Origin of the sequence: Tenacibaculum sp. L6, from assembly GCF_028823685.1 — a bacterium.
Taxonomy (GTDB): Bacteria; Bacteroidota; Bacteroidia; order Flavobacteriales; family Flavobacteriaceae; genus Polaribacter.
Window position 1 is genome coordinate 1 of sequence record NZ_JAPEHZ010000066.1, and the last position, 11,425, is coordinate 11,425.

10 protein-coding genes and 1 pseudogene are annotated in these 11,425 nt (G+C 31.9%); 10 read left to right on the plus strand and 1 reads right to left on the minus strand.

Annotated features, from left to right (window positions below; all coding sequences use genetic code 11):
* From OU788_RS10405 to OU788_RS10435, 7 genes are all read left to right on the plus strand, one after another.
* Positions 1-390, plus strand: a 390-nt coding sequence (locus tag OU788_RS10405) for a DUF805 domain-containing protein (protein ID WP_274635103.1), incomplete at its 5' end; no start/stop codon positions are given.
* A 123-nt stretch (positions 391-513) separates the two neighbouring features.
* The gene (locus OU788_RS10410; RefSeq protein ID WP_274635104.1) at positions 514-1,041 is read left to right on the plus strand and encodes an RNA methyltransferase; all 528 of its coding nucleotides are present in this window, start codon (positions 514-516) and stop codon (positions 1,039-1,041) included.
* An 84-nt stretch (positions 1,042-1,125) separates the two neighbouring features.
* Positions 1,126-1,275: a hypothetical protein gene (locus tag OU788_RS10415; RefSeq protein WP_274635105.1), complete on the plus strand. Its 150-nt coding sequence runs from the start codon at positions 1,126-1,128 to the stop codon at positions 1,273-1,275.
* Positions 1,276-1,440: 165 nt separating this feature from the next.
* Positions 1,441-3,183 (plus strand): tetratricopeptide repeat-containing sensor histidine kinase, encoded by a 1,743-nt coding sequence (locus tag OU788_RS10420; protein WP_274635106.1) that lies wholly within the window; start codon positions 1,441-1,443, stop codon positions 3,181-3,183.
* Positions 3,176-3,853, plus strand: a complete 678-nt coding sequence (locus OU788_RS10425) for a response regulator transcription factor (protein WP_274635107.1) — start codon at positions 3,176-3,178, stop codon at positions 3,851-3,853. Before OU788_RS10420 ends, OU788_RS10425 begins: the two co-directional genes overlap by 8 nt.
* Before the next feature lie 366 nt (positions 3,854-4,219).
* Positions 4,220-5,728 (plus strand): glycerol kinase GlpK, encoded by a 1,509-nt coding sequence (glpK, locus tag OU788_RS10430; protein ID WP_274635108.1) that lies wholly within the window; start codon positions 4,220-4,222, stop codon positions 5,726-5,728.
* 432 nt (positions 5,729-6,160) lie between these two features.
* Positions 6,161-6,298, plus strand: a complete 138-nt coding sequence (locus OU788_RS10435; protein WP_274635109.1) for a hypothetical protein — start codon at positions 6,161-6,163, stop codon at positions 6,296-6,298.
* 159 nt (positions 6,299-6,457) lie between these two features.
* On the opposite strand, the gene OU788_RS10440 is transcribed toward OU788_RS10435, so the two are convergent.
* Positions 6,458-7,630 (minus strand): acyl-CoA dehydrogenase family protein, encoded by a 1,173-nt coding sequence (locus OU788_RS10440; protein WP_274635110.1) that lies wholly within the window; start codon positions 7,628-7,630, stop codon positions 6,458-6,460.
* A 78-nt stretch (positions 7,631-7,708) separates the two neighbouring features.
* Here OU788_RS10440 and rnpA point away from each other — a divergent pair, with 78 nt between their 5' ends.
* The 3 genes and pseudogenes from rnpA (at position 7,709) to OU788_RS10455 (ending at position 11,395) form a co-directional block, all read left to right on the plus strand.
* On the plus strand, positions 7,709-8,092 hold the full coding sequence (rnpA, locus tag OU788_RS10445; RefSeq protein WP_274635111.1) for a ribonuclease P protein component: 384 nt from the start codon (positions 7,709-7,711) through the stop codon (positions 8,090-8,092).
* Positions 8,082-9,707, plus strand: a complete 1,626-nt coding sequence (locus tag OU788_RS10450; RefSeq protein ID WP_274635112.1) for a S41 family peptidase — start codon at positions 8,082-8,084, stop codon at positions 9,705-9,707. Before rnpA ends, OU788_RS10450 begins: the two co-directional genes overlap by 11 nt.
* Before the next feature lie 40 nt (positions 9,708-9,747).
* Positions 9,748-11,395 (plus strand): annotated as a pseudogene (locus OU788_RS10455) (DUF6909 family protein).
* Positions 11,396-11,425 lie beyond the last annotated feature (30 nt).

Consider the following 11,425-nt stretch of genomic DNA (forward strand, 5'->3'; position numbering starts at 1 on the left):
GAATTATTTGTGCATTTGCTTTTTATGAATGTTATGCTGAAGCTGTGGCAAGTTGTATTGAGATTAATTGTATTTAAAATAAAACGAAGAAAAAAGATGAACTATTACACTTTAGCATTTAAAAAAATGTTTGATTTTAAAGGAAGAGCAACTATTAATGAGTTTTGGTACTTTTTTTTAACAAATATTTTACTATTTATGGTATTAGGTTTTTTAAGAAGACCTTTAGACTTGCCACTTGTATTAGGAGATATTTTAAGAGTAGTACTTATTATACCTACTTTGGCTTTGGGCTTTAGAAGATTAAACGATGCAGGGTTTAACCGTTGGTTGTTTTTAATTCCTATGATTAATTTATTACTGGCTGGTTTTCCATCAAAAGAAAATTAATAATCCCTTTATTAAATAAAAATAGACACTATACAAGTGTCTATTTTTATTATTTTTATCGTTTTAATAATTTAATGTAAAGGAGGATATTAGATTCCGTTTACATTAAATATATCATATTATATGCGTAAACTTAAAAACAGCGAACTAGGTAGAAAAACAGTTGAAGAGTTTAAACAAACGAACAAAACTCCCATCATTGTAGTATTGGATAATATTCGTAGTTTGAATAATGTAGGTTCTGTTTTTAGAACTTCGGATGCTTTTTTAATTGAAAAAATTTATTTGTGTGGTATTACAGCAACGCCGCCTAATAAAGAAATTCACAAAACTGCTTTAGGTGCTACTGAATCGGTAGATTGGGAATATGTTGAAAGCACCATGGATTTGGTTGAAAAACTACAAGCCGAAAACGTAAAAGTTTTAAGTATTGAACAAGCAGAAAACAGTACCATGCTAGATACTTTTACTCCAAAAACTAACCAAAAATACGCAGTAGTATTTGGTAACGAAGTTAAAGGCGTACAGCAAGCTGTGGTTTATTCTTCTGACATGTGTATTGAAATACCTCAACTAGGTACTAAACATTCCTTAAATATATCGGTAAGTTGTGGCGTTGTTTTATGGGATCTGTTTACGAAAATGCGTTAAAGTCTTATGTTTTTTTAGTTAAAAAGTATACTTTAGTACGCAATTGCACACAAGTATTTTTTTAACTTAAGAAAACCCGTAAATATGGAAAACAAAAACTTACAAAAAACAGCTATGAATTTAAGCCCTGATACGGTTGATAACCCTAAAACAGGAGGTGGTAGTCAAGGAGGATCTACTGGTGGTGGTGATGGAGGAACTGGTAACGGAGATGATCCAAAATCACCTTGTTAAAAAAAAACCTGACACATTATACTAAAACCATCACTTTGTGATGGTTTTATCACTATGAGACTCTTATTTTCCCTTATTTTTTTCTTTGCTTCAACCTTTTTGTTTTGTCAAAATGAATCTGTAAATACTACTTCAAAGCAAGATTCTATAGTATTTGATAATACAATGGAAAAAGCATTGTCTTTTTTCAGAGAAAAGCAGCTCGATTCTTTTAAAAAATATACTGATCTCTCATCTAATTATAGTAAACAACCTAAAAGTTTAGAAAAAGTACATTTTTTTTTAGCTACTTACTATAAATATTCTAAAAAACCAGATAGTGCTTATTATCATTACCACCAATCTAAAAATATTTCACTTCAATTAGGAGATAGTATTACAACTGGCAAAAGACTATATAACATTGCTCTTTTATTACTTAACGAGAACAATATACTTGCAAGTGAAATTGCCTATATTTCAGCTTTAAAAAACTTAGAAAAAACAAACTTTCACACCATAAAATATTATATATATAATAATTTAGGCCTCATAGCTAAAGAGAGAGAGGAATTACAAGAAGCTTTGAAATATTTTGACTTAAGTTTACAAGAATTAAAAAAAGATTCAATTAAAAACTACAATTTACGGCTTAACACCTTCAACAACAAAGGACTTCTATACCAACACTTTAACCAACATCAAAAAGCTATTACATATTTCATGCAAGGGCTAAACAAAGATAGTATCGAGCAGAAATACCCAACCCAATATGCTTTATTATTAGAAAATTTAACTTATAGTAATTATTCATTAGGTAATAAGGAGAAAGTATTAGAACAATACAATGAAGTTTTATCTATTAGAAAAAAACTTCATAACTACAGTGGTATGAGTACAACCCATATAAACTTATCTAATTACTTCAAGGATCTTAACCTTACAAAAAAAGCTTTATTTCACTCTAATGAAGCCTTAAAATATGCAAAGCAAACTCATAATAATAAACGTTGGCTAGAAGCTTTAAAAAACTTAGCTAACTTAACCAAAGGAGAAGAGTCTAAACAATATTTATTTGAATATATCACCTTAAACGATAGTCTCTTTCAAAATGAACGTAGGTTAAAAAATCAGTTTGCTAAAATCAGGTATGAAACCGATAAAAAAGAAAAAGAAAATGTTGTTTTAAAAACAGAAAACCAACAAAAGCAAGCAGAAATTACGTATCAAAAACAACAAAAAACCATTGGTTGGCTGGTTGCTTTAAGTGGCCTTTTATTTTCTGGTTTTAGTGTGTTGTTTTACTTTCAACGTAAACGAAAAATATTGTATCAAGCGCAATTACAAAAAGTAGAAGCAAGAGAACACGAACGTCAACAAATTGCCAAATCTTTGCACGACGAAGTTGCTGGTGATTTACGTTTACTGCATCAAAAGTTAGAAAAATCAAACCTATTAGAAGAAGCTGTAAAGCTAAATTCAGTAAAAGAGAACGTTCGTAATTTATCACATCAATTAAGTAGTATAAGTTTTGATAAAGTATCTTTTAAAGATCAAATTATCAATTTAGTAAGCGATTATTTTGAGTTAGATTTTAAAATAAAAGTCTACGGTATACAAGATTATGATTGGACTACTATTGACAATTCTATAAAACGATTACTCTATTTAAGCACTCGTGAAAGCATACAAAACTGTAAAAAATATGCTAAGGCAAGTACTATAACTATCTATTTCTCGGTACACAAAAAATATGTACATTTGAATATTACTGATAACGGTGTTGGTTTTAATACCGAAGTCAGTAAAAAAGGGATTGGTTTACAAAACCTACAAGAACGCGTTGAAGAGTTAAACGGAACGTTAACCATAACTAGTGAAATAGGTAAAGGAACCCAAACCCATATTCAAATCCCCTTCCATGTCTAAGAAAACGAAAATTCTTTTAGTTGACGACCATCAATTAATTATTGAAGGTATTCTTTCTTGTTTAAAGAATATAGATGGTCTAGAAATTGAAACAGCTAATTCTTGTGATGAAGCTTTTTCAAAAATAAAATCGAACTTACAAACAAGTCCTTTTCATCTTATTTTTACCGATTTAAGTTTCGATAATCAGAGTCAAAACAATACTTTTATTGATGGTGAAGCGTTGATAAAAGCAATTCAAGAAGAAGAAATTCCTATCAAGATTGGTGTAATAACAGGACACTCTGAAACAAACAGAGTTTTTAATGTAATTAAAAACTTAAATCCTTTAGCCTATATTTTAAAAGGAAATTGTAGTGTCGATGAACTAACGTTTGCAATTCAAAAAATGCTTAAAGATGAGGTGTATTATACACATGAAATACACCAAAAATTGTTAAAAAGAGCCTTAATTGAAATCCAAATGGATGATATTGCCATTCAAATTTTAAAAGAACTTCCTAAGCATCCTAAAATTTCAAACTTAGAAGGGCTTATAAAAAAGAACGATGGTTCTTTACTTAAAGTTCGGTCTATAGAAAGTAAACTTTCTAAACTAAGGACTGATTTACAAGCAAATAACAATACAGACTTAGTTCTTAAAGCCAAAGAACTTGGGATTATAGATTAATTTTTGCGGAAAAATACATTTCATTTTACGGTTTTCCTCTTTTCTCCCTTAAAACGAACCTATAATTTCGCAGGAGAATTCGAATCTTGTTGGGAGAATTTTGAAAAAGAGAAAAACGTAAAAGCTTTTAGTTGCCTAGAGGCTTTTTTTTATTTTAAGTAACTGGTTTGCATAAATCTGCATTATTTTTTGCGGAAATCCCTTTTTTTTAAACAAATGATCTTTTTAATTTCGTGACATCTTTTTCCAAAATTGCATGGAAAAAAGACATTTAAGGGGAAAACTAACCTTCTAGAAAATCTAGGAGGTTTTTTTTGTTACTATAGGTAAAATTGTAAATTAGGCATTTAATCATTTTACGTTTAAATGACCCACAAATATATTATTGCTTTAGATCAAGGAACCACAAGTTGTCGTACCGTAATTATTAATAATGAAGAAAAAATTGTTGCTAAAGTTCAACAAGAATTTCAACAATTATTCCCTCAATCAGGTTGGGTAGAACACGATGCTACCGAAATCTTACAAACACAACTTTACACCCTGCAAAAAGCTATTCAACAAGCTAAAATTTCACCTTCTGAAATTGCAGGAATCGGAATTACAAACCAAAGAGAAACTACTGTGGTTTGGAATAAAAACACAGGAAAACCTATTTACAACGCCATTGTTTGGCAAGATAAGTACGCCATTGTTTGGCAAGATAAACGTACTGCTAATATTTGTGAACAATTAAAAGAAACGGGACTAGAAAACTATGTTAGAAAAACAACCGGATTAGTTATTGACAGCTATTTTTCTGCCACTAAAATTAACTGGATTTTAACTCATGTTGAAGGCGCTCAAGAAGAAGCAGAAAAAGGAAATTTACTCTTCGGAACTATTGATACCTGGTTACTATGGAATTTAACCAATGGCAAAGTACATGCTACCGATTACAGTAATGCTTCTCGTACTATGCTGTACGATATTAAAAACCTTTGTTGGGATAAAACACTTGTAAACGAATTGAATATTCCTTTTTCTATGTTACCTGAAGTAAAACCTTCTTCTTTTCACTTCGGAAATTATGAGTTGGACGGAATTCAAATTCCGATTGCTGGAATTGCTGGCGATCAGCAATCTGCGTTATTTGGACAAGCCTGTTTTAAGAAAGGAGAAGCTAAAAACACCTACGGAACTGGTTGCTTTATGTTAATGAATACAGGTGAAAATCTAGAATATTCTGAAAATGGTTTAATCTCTACCATTGCTTGGGGAATTAACGATAAAGTATATTACGCACTCGAAGGAAGTGTGTTTGTAGCTGGTTCTGCTATTCAGTGGTTACGCGACGGTTTACAAATAATAAACAGTGCGGAAGAAAGCGAGTTGTTTGCTGAACAAGTTACTGATGAAAATCCTGTATATGTAGTTCCTGCTTTTGCTGGTTTGGGTGCTCCATACTGGGATATGTATGCTAGAGGAGCTGTTTTTGGATTAACTCGTGATACTGGAAAAAACCATTTAATTAAAGCCACACTGCAATCTTTAGCTTATCAAACCAAAGATATTTTAGATGTGATGCAAAAAGACAGCCTTTTACCTCTCTCATCTTTAAAAGTTGATGGTGGTGCTTGCGCTAATAATTTATTAATGCAGTTTCAGGCAGATATTTTAAATGTGACCGTAGAACGTCCTGAAGAAATAGAAACAACAGTGATGGGAGCTGCTTATTTAGCAGGAATCTGTGTGGGCTTTTGGAAACAAGATGATATTATAAATAGAAGAAAAATAGATCAACAGTTTATACCTTCATTTACTAAAGAAAAAAGAGAACGATTGTATAAAAAATGGCAAAAAGCTGTTGAACGCACCAAAGATTGGGTTGACTAAAAAATAATTCAATCTTTTAAAAAACTATGATGAATATAAAAAAATTACTTTCTGTACAACGTATTACCTTCTTCTTAATACTCTCTTTTATACTTATCGCATTGGTGCCTTTTATACACTTCATAGATTATGATGCGAAAGATGATCGTTTTGGTTTGTGGCCTTTAATTGCTATAGCAATTATTTTAATCGGTTTGTTCATTTTACTTATCGATTATATTCTATTTAAAATCATTAAGGACAAAGTCTTATTAAATCTCATTGAAGTAATTTTGTTACTTATAATACTCTCTTTCATATGGTCTAATTAAGTAAGGTTAATTAAGTTTTATCTTACTGTAGCCTTACCGTTTATTTTCAAAATCCTGATAAATATCATGTTTTAATTTCGCTTTTCCCTATATTTTTGAGAAAACAAAGAACAAGGAAAAAATGACACAATTACTAAATATTCCATTAGTATCTTGGACAAACGGAACCATCATGATGATAATTTTCGGATTTGTTTGTGTAGGATTGGTTGCCGCTCTTTTAATTCTAATTAACAGTGGCAAGAAAAAAGACAGTTAAATTATTTGTAACAAATAATACTATAAAATAATTGCATTGAAAAAGACGAAGGTCTTTTGAAAACCCGTAAAGTGGGTAAACTTTAGTTTTAATAGTTGATTGAAGAAGCACTCTATAATAATGTGTTAGTGGTTTAACGTTTGAGTGCTTCTTCTTTTTTTATTTAAAAGCATTTAACCCGGTAATATCTAACCCCGTAATTAATAAGTGTATATCGTGAGTTCCTTCGTAGGTAATTACACTTTCTAAATTCATTGAATGTCTCATTATTGAATATTCTCCTGTAATTCCCATACCTCCTAACATTTGACGCGCTTCTCTAGCAATATTAATAGCCATATCCACATTATTACGCTTCGCCATAGATATTTGTGCTGAGGTAGCTTTCCCTTCGTTACGAAGCACACCTAGCCTCCAAGCTAATAATTGCGCTTTCGTTATTTCAGTAATCATTTCTGCCAACTTCTTTTGTTGCAGTTGAAATTGTGCAATTGGCTTACCAAACTGAGTACGTTCTTTCGTATAACGTAACGCTGTATCGTAACAATCCATCGCAGCACCAATAGCACCCCAAGCAATTCCGTAACGAGCAGAATCTAAACATCCTAACGGAGCTCCTAAACCAGATTTGTTTGGCAACAAGTTTTCTTTAGGAACTTTTACGTTATCAAAAATTAACTCTCCAGTAGCAGAAGCTCTTAACGACCATTTGTTATGTGTTTCTGGAGTTGTAAAACCTTCCATACCGCGCTCTACAATTAGTCCGTGAATACGTCCTTCTTCATTTTTAGCCCATACCACAGCCACCTGTGCAAACGGTGCGTTAGAAATCCACATTTTTGCTCCGTTCAATAAATAATGGTCTCCCATATCTTTGAACTTAGTTTCCATTCCTCCTGGGTTACTTCCGTGATTTGGTTCTGTTAAACCAAAACACCCCATCCATTCTCCAGATGCTAATTTTGGCAAGTATTTTTTACGTTGCTCTTCATTTCCGTATTTATAAATTGGATACATTACCAATGAAGATTGAACAGAGGCAGTAGATCGCACTCCAGAATCTCCTCTTTCAATTTCTTGCATAATTAAACCATATGAAATTTGATCTAATCCTGCTCCTCCATACTCTTCAGGAATATAAGGTCCAAATGCCCCTATTTCTGCTAACCCTCCAATTATTTGCTTAGGAAACTCTGCTCGTTGTGCGTATTCTTCGATAATAGGAGAAACTTCACGTTTTACCCATTCTCTAGAAGCATCTCTTACAAGCTTATGTTCTTCAGTTAATAAATCATCAATGTTATAATAATCTGGAGCTTGAAATAAATCCATAGTTAGTCGAGTTTTAGAATTCTTTCAAATGTAATTAAAAAAATGATTTTTTTCTAGGGTTTCCGTATGTTTGTACCGATGAGATTTACTTTAGGAAAAGAGGAACGGTTAAAGAGTAAAAAGCTGATAGGTAGGCTTTACGAAGAAGGAAAAATAATTAAAGTTTTTCCGCTTCGAATGGTATACATACAAGCCGAACACACCTCTAAATTTCCTGCACAAGTAGGAGTTTCTGTTCCGAAACGTAATTTTAAAAAAGCAGTAGACAGAAACCGAATTAAACGTTTATTACGAGAAACTTACCGAAAAGAAAAACATACAATTTATGAGGCTGTAGATAAACAATATGTGTTTATGATTTCTTATCTTGCAAGAGATGAATGGAAATATGCTGATATTGAGCATAAAATGAAGAAATTATTAACACAGTTTATTACAGAAATTACTCAAGATGAAAAATAGAACAATACTTATTTTAGGTTCCCTCATTATCATCTCTCTTTTCTTTTCTTTTCAATCTCGTTTTTTTGAGATCGCTAAACAAATTGAAATCTACAACAACCTTTTTAAGGAGTTAAACATCAATTATATTGATGAAATTAATCCTGGTGATCTTACTGATAAAGCAATAAAAAATACACTTCAAAACTTAGATCCTTACACAAACTTCTTTAACGAACAAGATGTAGAAGATGCTCGTATTAGCCGTGAAGGTGAATATGGTGGCTTAGGTATTTCTTCTTTTACTATAAACAAAGGAATTGTTATTTCTGAAGTATACAAAGGCTTTTCAGCTGATAAAGCAGGATTAAAAGTAGGTGATATTATTACTACTGTAAACGACGTGGAGTTGTCTAGCACAGAAAGAAGCCAGTTTTCACAGATGTTGAAAGGAGTTCCTGGTAAAAAACTTTCTTTAAGAGTAAATAGAAACGGAGCAACAAAAAACATATCAGTAGAACTTGATAAAGTTATTTTAAATCCCGTTCCTTTTTACGACATGATTGATGTTGAAACCGGATACATTGTTTTAACACGATTTATAAGACAAAAAGCAACAGAAGGTGTTGTAAACGCTTTTGCCGACCTTAAAAAAAGAGGAATGACAAAACTCGTGTTTGATTTACGATACAACCCTGGCGGATCTTTATACGACGCTGTTAATATTACAAACCTTTTTATACCTAAGGGATTAAAAGTTGTAGACACTCGTGGTAAAAGTCAAAAAAATAGTAGAACTTATAAAACCAACAAAGATCCACTAGATGCCAATATTCCTATTGTAGTGTTGATAAATGGTCGTTCAGCCTCAGCTTCAGAAATTGTTTCAGGAGCTTTACAAGATTATGACCGAGCAGTAATTATGGGAGAACGTTCTTTTGGAAAAGGCTTAGTTCAGCGTTACTTTGATTTAAGTTACGGAACTCAAATGAAAATTACTATTTCTAAATACTATACTCCTAGTGGGCGTTGTATTCAAGAATTAGATTACGCCAATAGAGACCCTAAAACAGGAAAAGTGCCTAAGTTTTCAGATACTACTCTTAATGAATTTACTACTAAAAATGGAAGAATAGTATTCGATGGTGGTGGTGTAACGCCAGATATTGTTAGTGACTTTTCTAAAAAAACAGAAGAAACTGATGAATTACTTAAATCAAGAGCCATCTTTAATTTTGTAACCGATTTCACTTATCAAAATCCTAATTTATCTGCCGAAAACTACACGTTTACATCTAAGGATTTTAATAGCTTTAAAGAATATTTACTTCGTAAGGACACCGCTTTTGTTTCTAACGAAGAAAGGTTATTTCAGTCTGCATACAAGTCGGTAAAAAACAATAAAATTATTACTCCAGAATATACTACAATCATTCAACAACTAAAAGCTATAAAGGTTGCAAAGATTGTAGAAAATCAAGATTTGCTTTCAAAGGAAATTGAAAATGAAATAGTTGAGCGCTACACCTACAAAGAAGGAATGTATAAACATTTATTTAAAAATGATATCACTATTAAAAATGCTGTTACGCTGTTAAACGATACCAAAAAGTACAACAGTATTTTAGAAAAATAGCTTCCAGAATATAATTTGTATATTTGCACTTTAAAAACATATGTCAAAACCTATCCAAAAAGAACGTACAAGAGCACACGAATCTACAAGCGCTGTTGAGCGTTTATACATCTCAATGCGACACCTCTTTAGTCGTGGTTTTTATAAACCGATGGGAGTTTCAGGTGAAACTTTACGTAAATCACTTTTATCATTACGCCCAGAAATTTATGGGTCGATTGCTGAAGACAAAACCGAATTAAACGGATTGGTATACGTTATTGAACGTTTACCTGAAGGAATTGAAGAATGTCAATTTATTTACTTATAAAGCGATTGTACCTCCTAAAAGAAGGAGAAACTGCTATCGTATTGATAAAAACCAAATGAATATCGAAATTACGCGTGGTCGTTCAGAAATTTATGATATTCTAACACACTTGACATTTTTATTTATTGAGTCTCATAAAATAAAAGATCGTGTTGTAATTAACAACGGAGAAAGCTTCATTCGCGAATGGTTACTCTTAGAAGATATAGTACTACATAACAAAACTCTTACTGATGAAGAAAAAGATGTAATTGTAGTACATCTTGGTAACATTTTAGGAAGAACCTACGACGAAATTTACGACGCATACAACACCTTTTCTACAGAAGAAAACCCGAATAGATTTTTCCATTTAATTTATTGGTTAGGTAAGCTAGCCATTAACGAATCTTTATACGATCAAAAACGCTCTATAAAATTCAGCTCGGTGTTAACTGAAGAAATCGGACATCATTATTACGGGGAATTATGGGCGAATAGCATCAAAAAAGTCTTGTTAGATAACGGATTGATAGAGCGTCCTATTCATATCATCAGTGCAAACATGCACAGTGTAATGAATAGTATTTATGCTAAAAATGCGTTGCCTAAAGAAGCTAAAAAACATAAAGATTTTCAACTTTTTGAAGTATTAAGTAATGCTAATAGTAGTGCTTTACAATCTGCTGTGAAAAATTATGCTTCGGAAAACGGGTTGATTTATATTAAAGATACTTCAGGAACCAATATCAATGTACAAATTATCGACACTGATAAAATTGATTTTGACACCAACTCTTTTAACAAAGTAAATTCAGTTGGAGAAAAACCTGTAATTATCGTAATGGATTATGCCTTTGGTGAGCAAGCTTTTGAAACCATGGATGAATTGTTAAAACCTTATAAAACCGGAGGTAAAACAATCCATTTAGATGTTCAATCGGTTTCTATTATGGGGAAAGCTGGTATTTTAGAAGGTGGAAAAGGAGATATTATGATTCCTTCTTCACATATTTTTGAAGGAACTGCTGATAATTATCCATTTAAAAACGAATTATCAAAAGAAGACTTAGAAGGTTTTGGAGTTCGAGTTTTTGACGGAGCCATGATTACCGTATTAGGAACATCGCTACAAAATAAAGACTTATTAAAATTCTTCCACGATTCAACTTGGAATGTAATCGGATTAGAAATGGAAGGTGCACACTACCAAAAAGCCATTCAATCTGCCTCTAGAATTAGAGGAAATATTTCAGAAAATGTAAAAGTACGTTATGCGTATTATGCATCTGATAACCCGTTAGAAACTGGTGCAACACTTGCTTCTGGTGGACTTGGAATGAGCGGAGTAACACCAACTTACGCTATTACACAAAAAATACTTGAGCAAATTTTCTAGTCGTTGAACGACTATCTAAAATAAAAAAAA

Bases quoted from the DNA above. Each gene is read 5' to 3' on its own strand.
- OU788_RS10435 (WP_274635109.1), top strand. From the start codon at position 6,161: ATGACACAATTACTAAATATTCCATTAGTATCTTGGACAAACGGAACC.
- glpK (WP_274635108.1), top strand. From the start codon at position 4,220: ATGACCCACAAATATATTATTGCTTTAGATCAAGGAACCACAAGTTGT.
- OU788_RS10425 (WP_274635107.1), top strand. From the start codon at position 3,176: ATGTCTAAGAAAACGAAAATTCTTTTAGTTGACGACCATCAATTAATT.
- OU788_RS10450 (WP_274635112.1), top strand. From the start codon at position 8,082: ATGAAAAATAGAACAATACTTATTTTAGGTTCCCTCATTATCATCTCT.
- OU788_RS10415 (WP_274635105.1), top strand. From the start codon at position 1,126: ATGGAAAACAAAAACTTACAAAAAACAGCTATGAATTTAAGCCCTGAT.
- OU788_RS10440 (WP_274635110.1), bottom strand. From the start codon at position 7,630: ATGGATTTATTTCAAGCTCCAGATTATTATAACATTGATGATTTATTA.
- rnpA (WP_274635111.1), top strand. From the start codon at position 7,709: ATGAGATTTACTTTAGGAAAAGAGGAACGGTTAAAGAGTAAAAAGCTG.
- OU788_RS10420 (WP_274635106.1), top strand. From the start codon at position 1,441: ATGGAAAAAGCATTGTCTTTTTTCAGAGAAAAGCAGCTCGATTCTTTT.
- OU788_RS10410 (WP_274635104.1), top strand. From the start codon at position 514: ATGCGTAAACTTAAAAACAGCGAACTAGGTAGAAAAACAGTTGAAGAG.